17 protein-coding genes and 2 pseudogenes are annotated in these 22,073 nt (G+C 56.7%); 9 read left to right on the top strand and 10 right to left on the bottom strand.

Annotated features, from left to right (window positions below; all coding sequences use genetic code 11):
• Nucleotides 1-780: 780 nt before the first annotated feature.
• The gene (locus GGQ85_RS16100; RefSeq protein WP_309775362.1) at nucleotides 781-1,674 is read left to right on the top strand and encodes an alpha/beta hydrolase; all 894 of its coding nucleotides are present in this window, start codon (nucleotides 781-783) and stop codon (nucleotides 1,672-1,674) included.
• Between the two features lie 38 nt (nucleotides 1,675-1,712).
• Here GGQ85_RS16100 and GGQ85_RS16095 read toward each other — a convergent pair whose 3' ends face one another.
• The gene (locus tag GGQ85_RS16095; protein WP_309775361.1) at nucleotides 1,713-4,310 is read right to left on the bottom strand and encodes a mechanosensitive ion channel domain-containing protein; all 2,598 of its coding nucleotides are present in this window, start codon (nucleotides 4,308-4,310) and stop codon (nucleotides 1,713-1,715) included.
• 493 nt (nucleotides 4,311-4,803) lie between these two features.
• On the opposite strand from GGQ85_RS16095, the gene GGQ85_RS16090 reads away from it, so the two are divergent.
• Together GGQ85_RS16090 and GGQ85_RS16085 are read left to right on the top strand one after the other, a co-directional pair.
• Entirely contained in the window at nucleotides 4,804-5,886 is a 1,083-nt protein-coding gene (locus tag GGQ85_RS16090; RefSeq protein WP_309775360.1) for a sensor histidine kinase, read from the top strand.
• A 259-nt stretch (nucleotides 5,887-6,145) separates the two neighbouring features.
• On the top strand, nucleotides 6,146-6,775 hold the full coding sequence (locus GGQ85_RS16085) for a response regulator (protein ID WP_079448485.1): 630 nt from the start codon (nucleotides 6,146-6,148) through the stop codon (nucleotides 6,773-6,775).
• 119 nt (nucleotides 6,776-6,894) lie between these two features.
• On the opposite strand, the gene GGQ85_RS16080 is transcribed toward GGQ85_RS16085, so the two are convergent.
• The gene (locus GGQ85_RS16080; protein ID WP_309775359.1) at nucleotides 6,895-7,923 is read right to left on the bottom strand and encodes an Lnb N-terminal periplasmic domain-containing protein; all 1,029 of its coding nucleotides are present in this window, start codon (nucleotides 7,921-7,923) and stop codon (nucleotides 6,895-6,897) included.
• Between the two features lie 184 nt (nucleotides 7,924-8,107).
• On the opposite strand from GGQ85_RS16080, the gene GGQ85_RS16075 reads away from it, so the two are divergent.
• The 4 genes from GGQ85_RS16075 to GGQ85_RS16060 all read left to right on the top strand — a co-directional run bounded on the left by GGQ85_RS16075 (nucleotide 8,108) and on the right by GGQ85_RS16060 (nucleotide 12,588).
• Nucleotides 8,108-8,920 carry a ceramidase domain-containing protein gene (locus tag GGQ85_RS16075; protein WP_309775358.1) on the top strand — a complete coding sequence of 271 codons (813 nt, stop codon included), beginning with the start codon at nucleotides 8,108-8,110 and terminating at the stop codon, nucleotides 8,918-8,920.
• A 390-nt stretch (nucleotides 8,921-9,310) separates the two neighbouring features.
• Complete coding sequence (locus tag GGQ85_RS16070) at nucleotides 9,311-9,835, top strand: DUF1269 domain-containing protein (RefSeq protein ID WP_309775357.1); 525 nt, start codon at nucleotides 9,311-9,313, stop codon at nucleotides 9,833-9,835.
• 399 nt (nucleotides 9,836-10,234) lie between these two features.
• Nucleotides 10,235-11,386, top strand: coding sequence for a M14 family metallopeptidase (locus tag GGQ85_RS16065; protein WP_309775355.1), 1,152 nt, complete (start codon nucleotides 10,235-10,237; stop codon nucleotides 11,384-11,386).
• A 170-nt stretch (nucleotides 11,387-11,556) separates the two neighbouring features.
• Complete coding sequence (locus GGQ85_RS16060; protein WP_309775354.1) at nucleotides 11,557-12,588, top strand: AI-2E family transporter; 1,032 nt, start codon at nucleotides 11,557-11,559, stop codon at nucleotides 12,586-12,588.
• 71 nt (nucleotides 12,589-12,659) lie between these two features.
• Here the strand turns inward: GGQ85_RS16060 and GGQ85_RS16055 are convergent, their stop codons facing one another.
• Complete coding sequence (locus tag GGQ85_RS16055; RefSeq protein WP_309775353.1) at nucleotides 12,660-13,712, bottom strand: helix-turn-helix domain-containing protein; 1,053 nt, start codon at nucleotides 13,710-13,712, stop codon at nucleotides 12,660-12,662.
• Between the two features lie 164 nt (nucleotides 13,713-13,876).
• Nucleotides 13,877-14,511: pseudogene (locus GGQ85_RS16050) on the bottom strand (response regulator).
• Between the two features lie 437 nt (nucleotides 14,512-14,948).
• On the opposite strand from GGQ85_RS16050, the gene GGQ85_RS16045 reads away from it, so the two are divergent.
• The gene (locus tag GGQ85_RS16045) at nucleotides 14,949-15,548 is read left to right on the top strand and encodes a hypothetical protein (protein ID WP_309775351.1); all 600 of its coding nucleotides are present in this window, start codon (nucleotides 14,949-14,951) and stop codon (nucleotides 15,546-15,548) included.
• Nucleotides 15,549-16,031, top strand: coding sequence for a DUF992 domain-containing protein (locus tag GGQ85_RS16040; RefSeq protein WP_079448488.1), 483 nt, complete (start codon nucleotides 15,549-15,551; stop codon nucleotides 16,029-16,031). It begins immediately after the preceding gene.
• On the opposite strand, the gene GGQ85_RS16035 is transcribed toward GGQ85_RS16040, so the two are convergent.
• The 6 genes and pseudogenes from GGQ85_RS16035 to exbD form a co-directional block, all read right to left on the bottom strand.
• Nucleotides 15,994-16,371, bottom strand: coding sequence for an alkyl sulfatase dimerization domain-containing protein (locus GGQ85_RS16035; RefSeq protein ID WP_309775350.1), 378 nt, complete (start codon nucleotides 16,369-16,371; stop codon nucleotides 15,994-15,996). The genes GGQ85_RS16040 and GGQ85_RS16035 overlap by 38 nt on opposite strands.
• Before the next feature lie 236 nt (nucleotides 16,372-16,607).
• A complete protein-coding gene (locus GGQ85_RS16030) occupies nucleotides 16,608-17,603 on the bottom strand; it encodes a catalase family peroxidase (RefSeq protein WP_309775349.1) in 996 nt (331 codons plus the stop codon).
• 144 nt (nucleotides 17,604-17,747) lie between these two features.
• A pseudogene (locus GGQ85_RS21080) lies at nucleotides 17,748-18,299 on the bottom strand (AmpG family muropeptide MFS transporter); the annotation flags it as partial.
• A gap of 165 nt (nucleotides 18,300-18,464) precedes the next feature.
• Nucleotides 18,465-20,885: a preprotein translocase subunit SecA gene (locus tag GGQ85_RS16020; RefSeq protein WP_309775348.1), complete on the bottom strand. Its 2,421-nt coding sequence runs from the start codon at nucleotides 20,883-20,885 to the stop codon at nucleotides 18,465-18,467.
• The gene (locus GGQ85_RS16015; RefSeq protein ID WP_309775347.1) at nucleotides 20,882-21,637 is read right to left on the bottom strand and encodes an energy transducer TonB family protein; all 756 of its coding nucleotides are present in this window, start codon (nucleotides 21,635-21,637) and stop codon (nucleotides 20,882-20,884) included. The genes GGQ85_RS16020 and GGQ85_RS16015 overlap by 4 nt, the downstream gene beginning before the upstream one ends.
• Nucleotides 21,634-22,041, bottom strand: a complete 408-nt coding sequence (exbD, locus tag GGQ85_RS16010; RefSeq protein ID WP_079448154.1) for a TonB system transport protein ExbD — start codon at nucleotides 22,039-22,041, stop codon at nucleotides 21,634-21,636. Before exbD ends, GGQ85_RS16015 begins: the two co-directional genes overlap by 4 nt.
• Nucleotides 22,042-22,073: the final 32 nt, after the last annotated feature.

The raw sequence follows: 22,073 nt of genomic DNA, 5'->3' as shown, positions 1-22,073 counted from the left end.
ATCTAAAAACAGGACGACTCGGGATGCCCCCCGGCCGATAGCCTATCGATATGTTTCTCGCTATACATCGTACAGCGCGGTGTCAACATGCAGGCATCTCTTTTAGGTGAGGGAAACTTCCGGGTGGGACTGAAAGGCAACACTAAAGCCGGTTCATGCAACCGATGATTGCCGCTCTGCGATCATGACGGTTTTGCGCGTAGCGCTCGTGATCAACCGTGAGATCAAACATGGTGACCGCTCGGCGCGTGACGCGAGAAATCACCTTTGGTTCTTCATCTTCGTGTCCGATCGTCACGACAACATTGATCTCAACATCGTCCACGGGGTGTATTGTTTCTACCTTACCGTCAGAATGAATTCCGAATGACTTCGGTTACACGTTATAGTAGTATATATATAATGAGGAAATGCCTCCGGTTGCTGGGGGGCAGTGCGGTCATATTCTTCGTAAAAGTCATTGAGTTCTGAATAAAGAATCTACCGAGAACGGATTGTTGGTGGGTTGTTCCGACATCAAAACCGCGCCAACGAATTTTGCTACCTCGGCTTTGGCTGCGTCGAGGTCAGACAAATCCACGATTACGGCATTGATCAGTGGATTCCCGTTTATAAAGTGAAAGCAATACTGCGGCATGGTGCTCCTCTCTCTGTCAGGGGACTCCATTGACCACTGAGGGTGAAGTGCCTGTGACGTTCGGCGCGTCGAGATAGACCGCGCCGCAGGTATCTACGCAGTACGGTCCCCATTTGTTTTGGTGGCTATCGAGGGGAGACGCCTTGGCTGAGGGAGAGATTGAAAGTATCCGCGCAATACTGTCTTCAAAGCCTCGTCCGATCGGATGGGAGCAGCGAAGGCAACGTCTCGATGAGGTCGGCTCAATTTGGCCGGTGGCGGACGATGTAGAGCTGCGAACAGTCGGTTGCGGAGATGTAGCAGGGGAATGGTCGCTTTCGCCCGGGGCGGACGCCACACGGGTACTTCTGTATTTTCATGGCGGCGGCTACTGTTCGGGCTCAATTGCGAGCCATCGACGCCTTGTTACAGAGGCCGGGCGCGCCGCTGGTATAAGCACGTTGGCGATTGCCTATCGGCTAGCGCCGGAACATCCTGCTGCGCATGACGATGCCATGATCGGTTGGCGGTATCTGCGCCAGCAAGGCATTGACGCGCGGAATATTGTAGTTGGCGGCGACAGCGCCGGCGGCAATCTCACGATCGCCCTGATCAACGCCTTGCGAGAGGCGAACGAAGATTTGCCGGCGTGCGCGTGGCTGATTTCACCCTGGACTGATCTCACCATGTCCGGAAAGACGTTGGAGAGCAAAGATCATATCGATCCAATTATCCATCGTGGCTACCTGGTGGAGCTAGCTGATGCCTATGCTCCCACATCACTCGACCGCAGGAACCCACTTCTTTCCCCTTTGTTTTCGGTCCTTGCAGGATTTCCACCGACGCTCATTCAAGTCGGCTCTGCTGAAACATTGCTCTCGGACTCAACACGTTTTGCGGAAGCTGCCGCGGAAGCCAACGTTGCGACGACTTTGGAGGTGTGGCCAGAAATGATTCATGCGTGGCCTCTCTGGAATGCCGGCCTTACGGATGCACGGCTGGCGCTCAAATCAGCCGGACAGTTCATGAAACGCAGGTTGTTGGATCGAGTCCCCTAGGCTCATGAGATCGCAAGGTTTCGGCATTTGCAACAAGCCTAGGGTCTGACGAGATTTGCCGACTGTCTTGGTAGATTGGCAAGCTGCCCTGAAGCAGACCCTTTGGTTTTGACCTTTGTCTTTTGAGTGTCACCTGAGAGATGTTCCGCCGTCTCACGCAACAGGTCGATTGTCTGCAGCGTGACCTCCGCATGCCGGGACGGGATCAAAATCCCGGCCTCCTGGAAGGCTTCCAAAATAGCGATCCTTAGATCCGCGGTCACGTTGCCGCCCGCACGCACATCGACAAAAGCGTAAAGTTTGAACGTGAGGCCATCTACCCCAAAATCTTCAAAATCGAACGACGGCGCAGGCAGTGTCAGGACACTGGGATGGTCCTGCGCGACCTTGAGCAGAATCGATTTGACCGCTCGCGGATCGGAGCCATTCGCAACCTTAACCGGGATCGCGATACGACGTCTGTTATCGCGCAATGTCCAGTTCTTCACCTTCTCCGTGATGAAGTAGGAGTTCGGAATCACAACACTCGCTCGCTCAGACGTCTCGACCTCGGTCGAACGCACGCTGATCTTGCGAACATAACCTTCTTCGCCTCCGACGACGACCAAGTCACCGACCCTGATGGGGCGCTCAGCCAGAAGGATCAGCCCCGACACGAAATTATTGACGATACTTTGCAAACCGAACCCGATGCCGACGGAGAATGCGCCGGCCAGGATCGCGAGATTGGATAGGTCGAAGCCTGCGTAAGAGAAGGCCACAAGCGTTGCGATGACGACGCCGCCGTATCCCACTCCAACGCGAATCGAATCGCGAAGGCCGCCCGAAATACCCGCCGCCTTGAGAACCCGCTCATCGAGCCAGCCCTGGAAAAGTCGCGCGGCGCCATAGGCGAGCCCGAACACCATCACCGACGCGAGGAGCACCGCAATGGATACTTGGGTGTTGCCAACCCGGAAACCGAAGAAGAGTTGCGAGTACCAGTCGTAGACTTCCGGCCAACTGTACCCCCACTGGAGCAAAATGAGGGGCACCGACAGTATGACCACGATGGCTTTAAGGAGCAGGCCAATCGGCAGAGCCAACTGCTCGTGCCGCTGGTGTTGCTCACCAAAGCTTTCCTTGAGCCAGCGGCCTGTCGCTGCACGGTCGTCGCCCAAGCCCTGCATCAGCCCATCGACCCACAGCAGCAGGAGATAGGCAAACGCCATAATGGAGACGGTTACGACCAATTGTTGCGCGAGAAACCGGGCAAGCGCCAGGTATCCGGCAAATGTCGAGATGATGATCGCGACAACTGCAATCCAAACAGGGGCCCGAAGCACGGCGAGGAGCCGTGGTGAGAGGCTTTGGTCCTGGTGCTGCCCCTCTAGCGGCGTAAGAAGGATGGCAACGATGATTCCGGCCAAAAGCAGGCTCGACGGAAGCGCAACCGCGATCGTCAGCGCAAAGGGGGCCTGCACAACACGGGTGACCATGTAGAGCAAGCTGGTTACGCCGTACACGATTGCGAGCGCCAGAAGGAGTCCGCAAATTCGACGTGCTGTGCGATCAGAGACGGGGATCAACCGCCAATGCGGCATCCTCGGTGCGAACGCGCTGATGACGAGCACGCTGACCGCGAGAACGGTGATGATGGATTGCGCAGTCGTGTACAGCAGCCAATCGACACGTTTAGGCAGTTGATGCGTGTCGGCGACCAGCCCGTAGAGGAAAGCGATCGGCAAGACCGGCAAGAGCCACAACAAGGCGATGGCGCCCGCGACTGCAGCCCGCCGCCAGAATGGCTGATCAACGTCCTCGGATCGCCGGCGGCGCAACCGCCAGGTTCCCAAGGCGGCGGCAACAGCGAGCCCGAGCATGAGCAGTCCGGATTCGAAAACGAGGAGCTTCACATCGTCCTGATCGCCAAGACTGCCCCACCAGTCGGCCACGATGTCGCGAACGCGGTATGTGGCCAATGGAACATAGTTCGGCACACTCGACCAGGTCTCGGACGAGTAAATGCCAGGTAGCGGCTGCAACAGGCGCGTCGCGAAATTCTTTCGACGGATGTCTTGGATGGCATCGATGAGCTTGTCGATGCGCAGATTGGCGGAGTCGATCTCCTTCTGACCTCCGGTCAACACCCCATGGTAGTAGGTCCGGTCGGCCCGACTTCGCGCGACGTCGTCCGGCTCGGGTGGTTGACCGGCGGCCGGCGCCGGCCCGAGCAGGCCCAATTGGTCCTTGGCGGCTGCGAGTACAGGTTCAAGTTGCTTGCCAAAGCTTCCAATCTCGCTGCGAACGCGCTGGAGCTTGTCACGGAGGTCGTTCAGTTCGGAATAGCTCAAGCGGGGCTTTTTTAGGTCACCTTCCAGGCGCGAAAGCTCCTGCTCCCAGCCGTTGATACTCTTCTCGATGTCAACGCCGACATTTTTGTTGGCACGTGTAACGATCTCGGCCGTGTTGAGCGAAGCAGCAGGCTGTTTTGCTGGCTGCGCGGTGGCTGGCGCATCCGAAGGAGAATCTGCCCGCTGCGTCACATCTGGTTTGGGCGATGTCGGCGCCTGTGCGGTCTGAGCCTGAGCGCCGGCCACAACCAGCATAGAAAAGAGACTCAACGCCCACGCTACGACCCACAGTCGGCGGATCATCGGCAGTTCTCCCTTATTCGATGGCAACTTTGAAATCCAAACGGTAGATTCCCCTCAGCCGTCTCCGAAAACTTGATGGCCAGACAATGACCAATTGTGCGATTCCGGGGTCAGCTATGGTGGTGCGTGTATCGTTTGAGACCGGCGAACCCACAATCCGAGCCCGCGCGGCCCGTCTCCGCAACTCCACCCGCTCCGACGGTTGCTACCGCTTTGCCCTATTGCTCCAAAGGAATCACTGAATAGCCTGGGAGGATTCGATTCTCACGGTCAAGGGCCGCCTTGGCGCAGTCTCGAGCAGCTGCAAGCGGCAAGGCAATGGCCCATTTGGGAGGTATCTTCGCGACGAATCGGGAATCTATCCGATCAATTGGTGTTGATCTCCTCCGCGGCGGGATCTTGAATATTATAAAGGGGTATCTTGTAGTGCTTACGCGCCCACATGCATATTCAAGATAGTAGGGTATCTACTCTGTGAATAGTGAGCAGCACAATGACGCGCAGAACCGTGCTTGGCGAGGTGTCACTGACCGGTTCGGAAGCAAGCTGCGATCAGCTTTACTGGAATCGCGCTTCGGATCTTCTTTTTGCTGTGCGTCCCTTGGGCGCGGGAGGCTTTGCGTATGAGGCCATCAATCCAGCCTTCGAGGCTGCCCTTGGAATTTCGTCACGGAAGATCAGGAAACTGGATGTCTTCGACTATATGGGCGCGGAAGACGCTCGATTAATTTGCTCAGCTTTCCAGGCATGTCTTGCACAAGGGAGCGAAGTCAGGGTCCGTCACGGACTTGCATTTGGAGGTTCAAGGCATGACACGGAGACGACGGCCGTTCCGGTCATCCAGCCAGACGGCTGTGTCCGATTGATCGGTAGCCACCGGATCTTGCGCGGGGAGGATGACATTCGTAGGAATGTTAGCCTTGCTTCCATTCAGGAGGACATCCATCAGCGGTTCGCATCCGAGCTCCATGACTCCACGTGCCAGCACCTGATTGCCGCAAGCCTTAGTCTCATGCGAATGCGCGCCCACCCAGGCGCTTCGATCAATGCCGAGAGACTTTTCGATGAAGTTGATGCATCCATCGGCGAGGCGTTAAAGGAAATCCGCGCATTCACTTATTTGCGGTATCCTCAAGCACTGACGGTCGACGGATTGAAAACGACGATTGAGTGCTATGCGCGAAGTTTCGCCACGCGAACGTCGCTGGATGTCAGTACGAAAATCACGCGCGCTGTCGACCGATTGCCAAAAGAGCATCAGCGCTTATTGCTACGGGTCACCCAGGAAGCGCTTACGAACGTATTTCGGCACGCGAAGGCCACCAAGGTCAAAGTTGTCCTTGAGGCAACTGATGCTCACATCCGCCTTATGATCAACGATAACGGATGCGGCCTGTTAGCCGCGCGTGCGGGCCGCGGCGTGAAGGCAATATCCACCGGTGTTGGAATTCCGACAATGAGCGCGAGGCTGAAACAGATCGGCGGCAGACTCGAAATCCATTCAGATCCGGCAGTGCCGCACTCTGGCACGACGGTATATGCTGTTCGCTCATGGCTTTACGACGAAGGTGCGTAAACGGAAGACGGTAGCGGCGACTGCCAAGGCCAAAGCAAATACGCCATAAAACGCAGAGTTTAACGATTCCCGGGGTCGCGGGCCGAAGTCAAACTCGTGCCAGCGGTCGCGAATTGCCGCTTTCCCAGAATAGAATCTCGGCGAGGGTGCGGACATATTTTGGGACGCCAGGTCCATTAATGGGATTCGCCATCATAGATAGTTCTACCTAGTGATTTATCCTGAGGTTCGAGAATGTCCTCCGGAGGACTTCTGGAAGATGAAACGAATTCTCATAGCGGACGACCATGCCGCCGTCCGGCTTGGGTTGCGTGCGGTGCTTGAGCAGCGTCCCGGTTGGGAGGTCATTGCCGATGTGGATGACGGCAGGAGGGCGTTCGAGGTCGCCCTTGAGAAGCGCCCCGACGTTGCAATCCTAGACTTCTCGCTCCCGCATATGACGGGAGTCGAAGTTGCGCGACTCATCAGCAAACATTTGCGGGAGACGGAAGTCCTAATCTTTACTGTGCATGAGTCCAGGGTGCTGGCACAGGAAGCGTTTCGGGCCGGTGCGCGCGCATATCTGGTCAAATCTGACGCAAACAAGATGTTGTTGGCGGCCGTAGAGGCTTTAATGATGCATAGGTCGTTCGATGATGGGCGGTTTAGCGCCGGGCCGCGCCGCGAACAGAACGGCGCGGACGCAGGGGGCCAGAAGCTCTCTCCGCGCGAGCGGCATGTGGTCACGCTGGTGGCCGAAGGCTACAGCAATAAAAAGATTAGCTCCCTCCTCAATCTCAGTGTGAAGACCACCGAAGCTCATCGTGCGACGGCCATGCGGAAATTAGAGATCAATTCAATCGCAAGCCTCGTGCGATACGCGGTGAGGTCCAACATGATAGAGCCGTAACAGACCGGCGATTGATCTTTCCAGTAATTGCAGTACTTGAGGAAATATTCTCACCTCACTTCGTTTGCGGGCATGGATTGGACCAGCAACAATCTCTGATGAGGTGGACATCACGTAGTTCATCGCGGAATCGTTGGCAGATTGGCCCGGATGCGCTCAGAAAAATCTGATTTTCCGTCGGCGGCCTGCGCGGCTTCATTGATGAGAGAACGTCGCCTCAGTTCTTCGAACGGCAACGTCGTGTCCACTCGGCCCGAGTGGTAAAGATAGCTATCGATCAATCCGTTGAGCAGGTGGCGGATATCGAACCGCCCCTGCCTGCCTGCGGCATTGGCGTAGCGGATAATATTGATGGTGCAGCTATTGGTCAGCAGGTGATAGAATTCAGGCGTGTCGGCAAGTTCGTTGATCCGGTTCAGATAGACAAGAAATAGCCGGCGCGCACTCTCCGCAGAGGTATTCAGGCGATATAAATATACCGGTTCGTGGCGGTGATTGGTGCGCACACCCACCAGGTCACGTTCGCTGCCGACTATGTAGATCAATTCAAATTGCTTGAAGAGGGAGGCGACGGGCGCAAAGCCTTCGCCAACCTCCGGCCGTGTTTCGATGGAGATGCTCAACGGCTCGGCATTGTCGAATATGAAGCTCACGAAGGTGTGCCCGACTGGCCCCTCAGCAAAGTAGGCTACGTAGAAGTCGAGACCGGTCAGATGAGACAGCTGAACATCCCGCTCCTGGTAGCGGACCGTGAAGTCGCTCCGGCTGCGATAGTCGAAGTCGCGGACGCCAGTGAAGTGCACATTGTCGCCGTCGATGATGGCTCGTGGCATCACCGCGACTTCCTGTCGCCAGGGACGATCATGCGAAGGGGGAATGGCTATCCACCATGCGACCACGCCGACGAACAGCAGAGCCGCCATCACGGACATGCGTCGCCGATGGGAAAACCAGATGGCCCAAATCGTGAACGCTGCAAAGACTATCGCTAGCGCGATGCGTAATCCGGGCCATGGGAGATTTGAATAGTAGATGGCCAGAGTCGCCCATGTGAGGGCCAGAGCGAGACAGAAAAAGCCAAAAGCCTTCTTCAGCCAGCGCAAAGATGAAGTCAGAAACCTGAAATGCACACTCATGGCTTCTTCCACCAGCGTCGTCGAACTATTACGGATGCCGAACGTAAGATCGCATCAGATATCATGAACAGCGGCATGCCAGCAAACGACTGTCTGTCAGGTTTTATTTGCCAAGTGCGATTCGCCAAATCGTTGCCGGTGATCAAAACTAATCTTGTGTCCATCTCTTGCTTCCGGACGCCATTGCGCTACCATCGTGCAGATATTTTCAAGCAATGAAGTGTTGCGCAATCCGACATCGCTTCAAGGCTCATCGCTGATGAAAGTTGGCAGCATAGTTCGCGATCGTCCGGTACTGTTTTTGTACGGATTGATGATTGTTACGCTTGCGGCGTTACTGCCGATTCCACCCTTGCTGCAGAACCAGGACTATCATCAGTTTGCCGATCAGCGCGAAGTGTTCGGCATACCGAATTTCTGGAATGTCGTGTCCAATCTTCCATTTATCGCCGTGGGCGCGGTTGGTCTCGCGCAGTTCGGACGCAGCGCAACAACTTTCGTATTATTTGGCGGAATTTTCCTAACCGGGTTCGGCTCATCCTATTATCATCTCAATCCCAGTGACCAGACGTTGTTCTGGGATCGATTACCGATGACGCTCTGCTTCGCCGCGATACTTTCGGCGGTGGTTGAGGAGCGCGTGGATCCAAAGGCCGGCGTGGTGTTGCTGCGGCCGCTGCTTGCAGTCGGCATTTTCAGTCTTCTGATGTGGCGCTGGACAGATGATCTGCGACTATACGCGTGGGCTCAATTTTTCCCATTTACTGCACTGGTGTTAATTCTAAGCCTGTTTCCGCCCAAATACACCGGCGCTTCCTACTGGGGCGCCGCTGTGGCACTTTATGCATTAGCCAAGTTGCTGGAGCATTATGACCATCAGGTTTATTCATTCGGTGGAATTCTTAGCGGACACACGCTGAAGCACCTTGCTGCGGCATCCGCCTGCTTCGCAATTCTGAAGCTATTCCAGGTGAGACGGCCGCTGGAAGCTATTGCTCGTAGTGATTAGCTTCGCCTGGCATCGTGATGAACTGAACGATGGTCGACTTCCGGGGCGACATTGAACGGGGTTGAAATTGCGGCGCAGATTGATCGTCTCTCCGGATTCTGCCGGACCGTTTGGGAGTATCCCTCATGTCTCTGTTCGGGGTTTCTTCCGATAGACGTTGATGGGATGCCGCTATTAGCTTCAATGGGCCGGCAAGTCCGGATGCCATGCTGCAATTTCGGAAGCGATTTGATGGTAACCGGTGAAGTGCGGGATTGAGTGCGTGATGACTGCTTCGCGCTGTCTTGCCAGCGCCCTCTCAGCGGACCTGCCTGATCGCAACGAGCGTGGCATCTGAACAAATGCCCGTATTCATCAGCCGTTCTCATTCATGATACGCGGGAGATATAGATGTCCGATCTGGTCGTGATTGTCTATCCGTCTGAAGCAAAGGCAGAGGAGGTTCGGCAGCGCCTTTTATCTCTTCAAAAGGACTACCTGATCACGATCAACGATGCCGTGATCGCAGTGAAGGGGGCCGATGGAAATGTTAAGCTCAACCAGCTTGTTAATACGACCGCAATAGGGGCCGCTTCGGGCAGTTTCTGGGGACTTTTGGTCGGTCTGGTCTTCTTGAATCCGTTGATCGGCGTGGCTGTCGGAGCGGCATCGGGGGCGCTCGGAGGAGCGCTATCGGACTTCGGCATCAACGACTCCTTTATGAAGCAGCTTTCGGGAAAGATCGATGCCGGGAGCGCAGCCCTGTTTTTGCTCATCAAGAATATGACAGCGGACAAGGTGCTGCGAGAAATCAAGGACTCCGGCGGAACGGTCCTGCAAACGTCGCTCGACGATAACAAGGAGCAGAAGTTACGCGACATCCTCGCAAAGGCCGCGGCTTCTGCGCCGCCAACACCCTCAGCCGGGTTCGGTTAACAATGAGAAAGATGGGACGACGTTGTCATTATTCGAAAGAAAGATCGTCGGCGTTGGACTGTTGGTGTGAGGCGTGCCTCTTATGCGTAAGCGGTTAGACGCTTGCGCATAACGAGCTGACAGTCCTGAGTTATTAGGTGTTTCTGCTCTCATGTTGAGCGTCGTGCTTCGGAATCAGTCTGCGCAGAACATGTGACGGCCTTCACGCACGAGAGCGACAGAGGGGCACCTCGAGGCCTTCGCGATTGTGGGGGATACTCCCATGCGTATGCTGAACTGCTGGCCTAATCCGGAGGGCGCCAAACGGACGACGCCGATCGCGGCGTCGCACTTCCGGATCGTCGAGATATCGTTATGAAGCGGCGCGTGATCAAAGTTCCCACCCGTGGGGGAGTGCCCATGTCAGATTCAGCCAAAGATAGAGATATTCTTGATCGGCGCGACTTCATGACCGGCTCCATCGCCGCTGCTGGGGCGGCGGCCATCGTCATCGGGGAAGCCGCCACCGCGACCGCGCAGCAGACTTCTGGAAAAGAGGAGGCGAGGGCCGGAACCATCTATACAGGTGAAACGGTTCAGGAGAGAAAGGTTGTCAGCCGGCTTGATGTTGCGGATCTCGAGCCCGGAAAAAAGCACCAGCTCTATTTTCAAGGTGTGCAGGCGCCGGGCGGCCAGTGCTGGTACGTGTCGGTCGTCGTGGCCAAGGGCGCTCGACCCGGCAAGCGTTTCACGTTGACCAGCGGCGTGCATGGCGATGAAATGAGCTCGATCCGCACGGTGCAGGCTGTGATGGAGCAACTCGATCCGAAGCAGATGTCCGGGACGGTCATGGCTGTGCTGGACATCGCGCGACCGGCCTTGGAGAGCATGCAACGCCGATGGCCCAATTCTGGGCGCGGCATCGGCCTCATCGACATGAATCGCGAGTGGCCGGGAAACGAGAACGGGGCGAGTGCCACGAGCCGTCACGCTGGCCTTCTATTCAACCGGCTTCTGAAACCGAACTCCGACCTTGCGATCGACTTCCATACCGGAGCTACGGGCCTGGAAATTGCTGCGTTCATTATCGGCGATCGCAGTATCCCCGACGTGAAGACCATGACGGACCTCTATCCCGTCGGGCAAATGTGGGACGATGCCGCCTATCCCGGGGTTCTGCATAATGCGTTCGTCGACGCTGGCATCCCGTGCTTCACACCTGAAGTCGGCGCCGCGCGGATTCTCAACGGTGGCATGATCGACCTGTTTGTCGAAGGCACCACGAACGTTCTGAAGCATTACGGTGTGATCGGTGGCGCGATTGGGCGGACCGCGGCGGATGCCGGCATGAAGATCGGCAATGGGGCAGCTCCGATCATAGCAACCCACGGCGGTCTCGTCGAATATCTGGCGAAGCTCGACGAGGAGGTCAAAGCCGGCCAGAAGATTGCCGTGCAACGAAACATGTTCGGCGAGACTGTTGCAGAATATGTTGCTGCGCAGAACGGGACAATGGCCGCCTATCGCACCGACTCGATGTCGGACCAGGGAACATATTGGCGTTCATTATAATCCGCGAGCCGGATACTCCCGCTCGGCGTGGCGTGCATGCCGATACCGAACACTCTTATCCAGAATAGTGGATCGTCAAGATATGGAAAAAAGGGCGCCGAGGTTACAACGGCGGCAGCGGATGACTCTCGCTAATGACGATTTCGCCTCCATTAAATGAGGGGCAGCCGATGAACGACACCGTGCCAAATCCGAGTCGATTTGAAACCGGTCACAGCGTCCAGCTTCTCCTTGCGGTCTTTCTGATAACCGCTGCGCTTTACCTCGCGCGACCATTGTTTGAACCCATAGCCTTCGCACTCTTCGGTATGGCGCTCGTCTGGCCGATTCAAAAGGCGCTTGAGGCAAGGCTTTCGAAGTTTGCCGCGTTGTCTCTCACCATTCTTCTGACGCTTGTCATCATGCTCGTGTTCACGATGGCTATCGTCTGGAGCATTGATGACGTGGTCCACTGGACAATCGCCAACATCGCGAGCATTCAAGCCCTTTACGAGCGATGGACCCTGTGGCTGGCAGGGTACGGCATTTTCATCACGGAAGGGGTCGGTCAGTACGATGCCAGTGCGTTCGTCGGCGTCCTTCGGACGATCGCGTCTGGAGCGAATTACTTTTCCGGGTTCAGCATTGCTGTATTTCTCCTGCTTACGTTTGGTCTGACGGAACTGGACGATTTCAGAACGCGACTGGACTCGTTGGCACCCAAGATCGGGCAGGATATCTGTCGAACGACTGCAGAGATCGCTGGGAAAATTCGCAAATACATGATGATACGAACCACGGCCAGCATAGTAACAGGCTTGGCGGTCTTCGCTTTCACGTTCTCGATCAGCCTCGACCTGGCAACGGCCTGGGGAATCATTTCTTTCGTATTGAACTATATTCCATATGTCGGCACGCTGGTTGCGATTGTACTCCCGGTGCTTTTCGCCAGCGTGCAGTTCGAATCCTGGCAGATGGCGCTATTTGTATTTTTTAGCCTGTACCTGATCCAATTTTTGATCGGAAGCTATCTTGAGCCGATCATCGCCGGTAGAACTCTCGCGATATCGCCGTTCGTGATGCTGGTTGCATTCTTTTTCTGGGCATTTCTCTGGGGGATACCAGGTGCATTCATAGGCCTTCCCGTAACAATCGCGCTCCTGACGATTTGCGAACAACATGCCTCACTGAACTGGCTGGCGAAATTGCTTTCAGCGGGTTGAGACGAAAGGACCATGACCTTTGTGGCGCTGTCTCAAGAGCGCTTGACAATTTACCGCTGGCCTTGAGTGCGTCAGAGCCGATCAACATCGTTAGAGCGGTCCCAATAGTTTCCTAGCAAGAGATTGCGAAGCGTTGGCGTCCTGTCAGTCGGCCGTGCGAATTTGAGGTTTAGCCAACCTTCCGTGCGCGCGTCTCGTGGCGAAATGCCGAACTCTTTCTTGAACATACGGCTGTATGTGGAGGGATCCATGAAGCCATATTGCTCAGCAATGGCGAAGATCGATCGTCCGTCCGAACTGTCGGCCAGCGCGTCACGCGTCTTGCACAGGCGCGCACGCCGAATGTAATTCGCAACGCCTCCAACCGACTCGAAAATTCTGTACAGCCCGGAACGCGATACGCCGATCTCACGGCAGAGCAGGTCCGGCGTCAATTTTGGATCCGACAGGCGCTTCGCGATGATTTGAGAAGCGCGGTTCATGAGAACGGCTTCGATCGGGCGCTGCGCCTCGGCGATCCGGTCGCGTGATGGTGCGAGACATGCGGCGAGCAGGCTGGTAGTTGCCGCGGCGATGTTCAGCGCGTCGGTGCTCCTCAGATGAGGAAGCGAGCGATGCAGAAGAAGCATGTAGTCCGTCAGGAGTTGTTTCGAATTCCTGCGTATTTCAATTGTTGACGACTGGATGAAATGCAGATTTCGGGGCAGAACAAAAGCAAGGAAATCGGTTTTCTTTGATATGTATTCGAACGGGTCCGCGAAAGACTGCAAGCCTAAATCTCCAGCTTCAAAATCGTCTCTGGAATCCTGAGCTTTAGGTAACAGTAGGGTCAAATACCAATTGTCTATTGTGGGTCTGCTCAAATGCCGCCAACCAAATTGGCAATAGGGCAATGTGAGGTAAATGAAAGTCAACTTTCCAAAGTCCCACACCATTTGATGCGCCAGAAATGAGGAACACTCTTCTTGGAAAAGCGAGACTTCGGCAATGCCCGCGTACCAACTGCGAAAGAAGTCGAACTGCTCAGGGGGCAAAACGGAAGATGTGTTCATGTCGAGTGCGCATCGCAGCGGCTGCTCGCTGCTCGCCTTTAGTAGCTCGACTGCGGGAATCAGAGCATTCATGGCAAATTACCTCCAAATTGCAGGCATTCGCGCTATCAGCAGATGGACTACTCTAACACCGGGAGCCGGTGGGAACCAGATGCCCTGGCTCGACGGCCATCAGCCGTGTGGCTGGTTTGGCCGGCGTCTGCGACCGCATCTTGAATGTAAGATCCAGATCGTCTTCAGGGTGCGACCAGATTCTTGCGGATGGCATAACGGACTAGATCGGCTGTCGAGGACATACCCAGCTTTCGCATGCCGATGCGCGATGGGTTTCTACGGTCTTCACGCTGAGCTTCAGAATTCCGCTGATGGATCTGTTCGTATGCCCTTCCGCAATGAGTTGAACGATGCCTTGCTCGCGCGGAGTGAGCACGACGTCCAGCTTGTTTTGCTTGTTGGTCTGATAGTGATGAAGTAATTTCTCCATTAGAACGCCGGTGAAATAGGGCCTGCCGTCCAGTAGTGCCTCGATTGCGGCAATCAAATGTTTTCCTGCATCTGACTTGAACAGCAAGCCACGAACGCCGGCCAAAATGGCCTCAGTCAACAACTCCTCATTTTCGTGCATCGTGAGGACCAAGATCGCGGCCTGCACGCCCTTTGACTTGAGGCGGCGGCTTACTTCCAGCCCATTCATCAGTGGCATTGAATAATCTACGATGACGACGTCAGGCCGCGTTTCTAACGTCAGCGCGACAGCCTGCTCTCCATTGACGGCCTCTGCGCTGACGATCCAGTCGGCTCGCGTTTCGACAAGCGCGCGAAGTCCGGAGCGAACCACTTCATGATCATCTGCTATGACGAAGCGCTTCACGGCGTCGTTCCCGTTTTCCGGCTCATCAACGTCGGGCTATAAAGAGCGCGATCAACTGCAAACCAGCAGTTACATTAGTGGCAACACAGGTGAATATCCCACAAAACCCTGAAAATTTCGGCCAAATGTACTGACTACCGCTCTTAGATGGCATGATCGAACGGCAGCCTGAGCGCATTGTACTCACGGTTCTGCCTGTGGCGAGGATCATTTGTTGGTGTGATTGCTCAGCACGAGATTTGGTCGTCGTTAAGGAACGGCGAGCCTGCTTCCTAGGGAAAATCCCTGATGGGCAAGACGGGCTTCGGCAATCTAGGATGCTGGTTCACTCTAGGTGGCTCGGCGGGCTGGCCGATTGATGAACGACATGAAAACAGGCGGAACGTTCCGATCGGCGATGATCCCCCAGCAAGCCGCGAATCGTCAATGAGGCACCGATGGATGAAATTGAAGCTACACGAGACGATCGAACGAACCCTTCGGTGGCGCGGTCGCCGGTGACCCGCTTCGTTAGGGAGCAGTTTCCTTTTATCGTTGCACTGGTGCTGTCTATCGCCGGGGTCGCGTATACGAACGCGTCGCGCCAACCCCTCGTCGGCTATTGGGAATTTCTGGCAATCGCGATCGGCGTCACCGGCGTGATCAGCAAGTGGTCACAGGTGCACAGCAGAGAGGCGCGATGGCAACTCGTCTGGACCCAGGCACTACACTGGATCGCTGTCCTAGTTGCGATGAACATCATACTACTGTCGGGCGTTAGTCAATTTTTGACGACGCCAGCAATCAGTCTTGTTCTCCTTACGTTGCTTGCGTTGGGGACATTCCTCGCGGGCGTGAGCCTTCTGTCGCTACAGACCGCTTTCCTCGGTCTTGCGATGGGCGCAGCGGTTCCAATGATATCCTGGCTGAAGCAGTCTATTCTCCTATTTCTGCTGGCGGCTGTCTTTCTGATCGGCCTCGGCATCACGTTCTGGTTTCGCAATAGCGGTCAAACGAGCGCCGCATCCAGCCGACACAAAAGCCCCGACGAGATTTAGATGATGAGTCAGCGTCTCGCGACCATTTGCGTGTCTGCTTTGATTTGCATCGTTGCTCTTCCCGCCAATGCGGAGAGATTCAGGGTCGGCAGGCTTTTGTGCGCTAGTACACCGCGCGTTGGACAAGTTTTCGGCTCGGCGCAGGACTTGCGTTGCGTATTCCGGGCGGGAAATTCGGGGCGGCAGTACGTCTATGAAGGGAGGATCAGGCGCGTCGGTCTTGACCTCGGAGTGACCAGCGGAGCGGTCCTTTCGTGGGCCGTTCTTGCTAGGAACTCACGCATCGGTCCCGGCACCCTGCGCGGCAATTATGTGGGTGTCAGCGGTAATATCGCATTTGGGCCGGGCTTTGGAGCCAACGCGCTGATCGGTGGATCCCGCCGCACGATCATCCTCCAACCGCTATCGACCGAAAGATCGGTCGGGCTGAATTTCGCGGCAAGTGTTACCAATCTGACGCTCGGTTCAAGTCCGGCACGTTAGATCGGTGCACAATCGGATATTTTCCCTGCCCAAGTAGTTCCTCGTTCTTCGAGATGATTTTTGCCGGTCCGCCCATCATGTCCACGTATAGTGGCGCGGAGTCCTTCGGTGATAACGGGATCAGGTTAGCCGGATTGCCGTCGTAGTGGCCGAGGAAGCGGTTGATTACCGCTCGCGCGTTGTTCTGCACATCCCCATGGTAGCTCCGCGCAGCCCACTGATCGCGCAGGCTCTTCGGCACCTCATACACGTTGTGAATCTCGTTGATAGTGACGCCTCGGGCAGCGTAGTGCAGCGCCTGCTTATTCAAGTTGGCGTAGGCGTCGCGTTGCGCGCGCAACACCTCTTGGATGCGTGCGTTGCCCCAGCGCGGCCAGCTGTGTCATCGTCATCGCTACTCCTTGTAATGCGCTCTCATCCAAGTGACGCTTGAAGCTGAACAAAAATTGAAAAGGCGGACAACAGAAAAACTCCTAGGTAACCTTCGGCAATTATTAGGACCCGTTGCTGCTTGCCGCTGACAACCCCACGATCTTTTTATGGTCACGACTCTGTCAATATGACCTGGCGAACGATCTATTTGGTGCGGCGACTGAATGACTCGGCATACGCCTCGGTACGCGTATTAATGATCGGGTCATCCGAAGCTTCGATGCCGGTCGTCACATTGGTCGGCAGGAATAGCAGATCGTTCTCGATCTTCTTCGTATCCAACGCCTTGATGACTGCGATTTCTCCGAGTTCTATCGTCGGACGGCTATCCAGCCAGACTTTCGTAGCGTCCGCGGTTGGATCGCCAGCGGCGGCAACCTGCACCAAAAGGTGAAACTTGACCGGTCCTGCTTCGAGTGACGCCCGTAGATTGTCAGCTAATGCATTCGGAGGACGCTTCGCCGCCTCCTCGTCGGTTACGTAGGCCGGGCCGCTCTCCGGTACGATGCGATAGCGGCCAAACTTGCTCGTTTTTTGCGTGTTGGTAAACTTGAACGCGTTCACGCCGAAGAAGGGTTGCGTGCCGTAACTGACAGCCACAGGCCGAGGCGTGGTGACAAACGCTGCTGCCGCAGGGTGAATCGACAAGAATTTCTCGACCGGCGTCGGCTTGGGGACATTGGGACCGCTCGCACCGACGGCTTGGAGCAGAGCTAGAAAATCCTCGCCGGTTGCCACCGGAAACCCGTTGGCCGATATACAGACAATGTCTTGCTCGCTGCCATCCGAGAGACGAAACTTGATGGCCATGCCGCGGATACCGCCGGTCGAAGGGTGGGTGTCGGGCGCATCAGGGACGCCGCCTGCATTTGAGAATCGAATGACCAACGGCGTCGGAGCGCCTTTGAGAAATACAGCCGAGCTGAAGGAGTCCGCGCCTTGCGCCGGCGTGAAGATACCTTCAAACACGGCACCCTTGGCGTGGTTCGCGCGAACGCCCGTATGCTGGCCGTAGCGCGCGTTCATTTGATTGACCAGCCGAACGCCAAGCGGCTCGTCTTCGGCGCAAACGTTGGTAGCTCCTACCGCGATCGCCGCGAAGAATGCGATGCTCATAGCAAGACGTTGAAACGATCGCACGATGATCCTCTCTGATTACGAGAAACGTATAAGGAAAGCTGCTAAAGGAGAACAGAACACCAGCGGTGAGTCTAAACTAAATCGCACGCCCAATATAGTCGGAACGGCAGACTGAAAGCCATTTGCTCATCGTATTGGCTTCCTTCCTTCAATGCCGACGGTCAGCGCGAAGGTCCAGAACGCCTTACCTCCATCCCCGCCATGTGCCGCTGGAAACGCGAGCGCGAGATAAGAGGCCGAGCCCGCGACGGTGCCAATGAGGAGGCTCGACATCATGCCGATACGCGGGATCAGCCAACCGGCCATGAAGGTGGCACCAAGCGCGATCCAGAAACCGAAGACCTCGGTCACGGGCGCGATGTCGGTATTTGTGAATCCCTGGTGCTTGAAGAGCGGCACCGATGAGGACAGCCGCCTGTTTCTCCGGTGGACGCACGCTCGTGATACGCCAACCGTCGAGCACCAGATCGAGCGTTGCGCCCGCGATTCCGAGTGCGATTGAGAAACCGACTGTCCACCAGATCCAATATCCTGGATTGCCAAAAGCGATCCCGGTCAGCATGGCCATGACAGCGAGAATGGCCACAATCAACCAACCGCGCCGCCGCCCGAGCATACGTCCGATTATCGGCGGATCGTATTGATCGAGAAATGGCGTCACACGAACTTGAATTTGTAGGCGAGGGTCAGCTTTGTTGACGCGAGGGGATCGTCGCTCCAATGTGCTACGGCTGGTCCAAGGAGTTCTTGGAGACCGGTAAACGCGATTGACGGGCAATACGCCCGCGCCGCAGCCTGTGGCGAGGTGAAGGATCTTGGCGAGAGCTTATGGATGGACGTTTGATGAGGGGCGGGGGCTTCTCACGACGGAAGTATGCCGACGCGCATGGAATAGGCCGTCACGTCGCGACGGAAATCGACGATCGTTCGTTCGAATAGTGCGAATGCTTCAAGCTGAAATTCGGCAACGACCTTGTGCGGTGGAAGCCCGCGGTCGCCGATCCTGCGCTTGAGATGGTCGAGGCGTTCCGATTGCTCTGACCAGAGGTGATCGATCAGCGCCATCATCAGCCGGCGAAGGATATCAATAAACATCGTCTCACCCATGCTGGCTATCTTGCCGTCGATCCAGCGATCGGCCGCCGCAGTGATGAGCTGGGTGAGGACCTTTGCGTCGGCTTTAGGATCGCTCGATGGAGGTCTGATATCAATGGCAAGAGTCAGGACGGACCGGATGGCGTGATCCAGCCCGGCAATGTCCCATGGAGCGGTTGGCGTGGCGAAACGATTTATCAGGTCGTCGACCGTCTCATGACGCAGGCGCTTTACCAACATGAGCGTATCGCTTCCATCGCGGATGCTTTGCCGCAAATCGAAAACGTTGTCGCGCTGGCGTTGAATGATTGTGTCGAAACGCAGGAGTCCAAGGCGGCGATCGAAACTGCGCATTTCATGCCGCTTCTGCGCCGCCTCGACCAGGCGGGTCGCAACCGAAGGCGCGATCGTGGCGGCTTGTTCTGTTAGCAGCGTTGGCGGCGCGTTGATCGCAGCAGTCCGCAGAAACTCGTCTTGAAGCGAGGCGTGGATGACCGATCGCCCCGGATCGCCTTGCCTTCCGGCACGACCGCGCAATTGTTCATCCATCCGCCCATGATCGTGATGGGTGGTGCCGATAACCAGCAGTCCGCCTGCGGCAATCACCCTGGCGCGTGTTAGCGCATCGGCATGTTCGCCGCCAAGCCGTATATCCGTGCCCCGGCCGGCCATTGCGGTGGCGATCGTCACCGCGCCCGGAGCGCCGGCTTCAGCGATGATCTGGGCTTCGCGGGCGTGATGCTTGGCGTTAAGGATGGAGAAGGTGCGGCTTGAACCTGGATTCTGAGCTGGAGCGTTTTGCTGCCGCCAGCCGTTGGCCTGGAGCATCGCTGCCAATGCTTCCGATTGTTCGATTGATGGAACGCCGATCAGCACGGGCTGACCGCGCGCGGCGGCGTCTTCCAACTCCCGCAGGATCGCCTGAAACTTACCGGCGGCGGTGGAGTGAAGCACGGTTTCGTCGACACGGATCATCGGTCGGTGTGTCGGGATTGAAATCACGTCGAGGCCGTAGATATCTCGGTATTCTTCTGTATCCGCTTTTGCTGTGCCGGTCATGCCAGATAGCTTGGCGTAGCGCTGGAAATAGGTCTGGAACGTGATCGAGGCGAGCGTACGTGTTTCCTCTCCGATGGCGCAACCTTCCTTGGCTTCGAGGGCCTGATGCAGCCCTTCATCATAGCGCCGCCCTGGCATCGGTCGGCCCGTCAGCCGATCGACAATGGTCACGCTGCCGTTCTCAACCACATAGTCGCGGTCGCGCGCGAGCATCACATGAGCCCGCAGCGACTGCATGACGTGGTGGAGCAGTGAGATCGACGCAATGTCATGCAGCGTCGTCGAAGCCTTCAGCAATCTTTGTTGCTGCAGCCGCAATTCGATCTCACTGTATCCCGCCTCGGTCAGCGCGACGCGCCGACGATGATCTATCTCGTAGTGTGAGGGCTGCAACGAGGCGACCTCGGCATCGATCGCGTGATAAAAGCCGGAGTGATCGCCAAGCGGCCCAAACAGCGCCAAGGGCATGCTGGCCTCGTCGATCAGGGTAGCGTCGGCCTCGTCAACCAATGCGAATGCATGGCCGCGCTGCACAGTTTCCGCGGCCGAAAATTTCAGGTTGTCGCGCAGATAGTCGAAACCGAACTCGCTGGCGATGCCATAGGTAATATCGCAACGATAGGCTTCGCGCCGGCTGTCGTCGTCCATCTCCTGCGTGATGACGCCGGTGCTGAGTCCGAGCAAGTCGTAGAACGGCCGCATCCAGGCGGCGTCGCGTTCAGCCAGATAGTCGTTCGGCGTGGCGACGTGAACGCCCCGGCCCGTCAAAGCATTGAGCGCGCAGACGAGCGCGGCGGTTAGCGTCTTGCCTTCACCGGTCTTCATCTCAGCGAGATGACCGTCATGAAGGGCGAGAGCGCCGATGATCTGCACCGGAACAGGGTGCTCGCTCAGCGCACGCCACGCAGCTTCGCGAGCCAGCGCGAAAGCCTCTTGCTTGATCCCATCGATGGCCGAGCCGGCCTGCACCCGCCGGCGCAGTTCGGCAACGCGATCAAGCAACCCGCCGGAAGATAATCGTCGACAATCCGATTCCTGGGCAAGGATCCGGTCGGCTGTCGTTTCGTATTGTGTCAGTTTCCGACGAGTGCCGAAACTAAGCGCGCGCCTTGCCAGGCGTGGGATCATTGAAACTCAAAAAGAATCGGCATCGTAAAAGCAAACTGAGTACCGCCGACGTCGTTCGGAGGCTGAGGCAAGGGCTGCGCGCGTTGCAGGAGTTCGAGCGTTTCACGATCGAGAGCTGCAGAACCGCTGCCTTTCGCGATTTGGCTGGAAATAACGTGACCATTGCGGTCAACGATGAAGAACACCCGCGCTGTTCCGGTTTCATGGTGGGCCTGGGCATCCCGCGGGTATCGCTTATTGCGCTGAAGGTGAAGGGCCAGCTTCCGTTTCCAGCTCACGAGTGGCGCCTTACGTGCAGCCGCGGCGGTTGGCGCCGTCGTGACGGACGAGGCGACCACCGGTGGCGTTGCGTTCGGAGTCTTTTCTTTCTCTTCTTTTTTCTCCTCCTCCTGTTTCTTCTGCTCAGGAGGGGTCTCCAGCGCAACATCCGGTTCGGCTACCTGCGGAAGCGGCGGTTCGGGCTCCGGCTCCTTCTCGGTCTTGACTTCGGCCTTCTCCTGAGGCGGAGGAGCCTCGTCGGTCTGCATTTGCTCTTCGCCCGGTGCGACGTCTCGGGCCTCGGCGTCGCGGAATGACTCAGTCGTAAAATCGACTTCGATTGCCGTGACGGTATCGAATGTATCTCCTTCGGCCGGAGTCATGAGCAGCGCGGCCCCGACCGCGCCATGTAGCGACAACATTGCAACGAAGCAGGTGCCCCAGCGCAGCATTTCTTTCCGCGTAATGTGGCTGTAAAGGCGCGACATGCTCATTGCGCGGTTTCCCCGGCTCCGCTCGCGGACTCAAGCCCGACCAGGGCGATCTTCAGATACCCTGCAGACCGCAAATCGTTCATCAGCGACATCACCTCGCCATAGGGAACGGTCTTGTCAGCGCGAACGAACAGACGCTTGCTGTGATCCGACGATGTCAGCGAGGCCAGCGAGGCAGCTAGCGCCATACGCGAGAGCGGCGTCTCCCCGACCGCCAGCGTACGGTCGGCCTTGAGCGTAATGAAGATCGGCTTTTCCGGACGTGGCTGGCGCACCGCCGTCGATGCCGGCAGGTCGACAGGGATGTCGACGGTCGCCAACGGCGCGGCAATCATGAAAATAATCAACAGCACGAGAATGACGTCGATGAACGGCGTCACGTTGATGTCGCTGACCTGCGTCATCTCGTCCTCGGACGATGCCGACTGAAGCGAAA

The sequence above is a fragment of the Nitrobacter vulgaris genome, assembly GCF_031453995.1.
Classification (GTDB): domain Bacteria; phylum Pseudomonadota; class Alphaproteobacteria; order Rhizobiales; family Xanthobacteraceae; genus Nitrobacter; species Nitrobacter vulgaris.
This window is presented reverse-complemented; position numbering and strand designations above follow the sequence as displayed.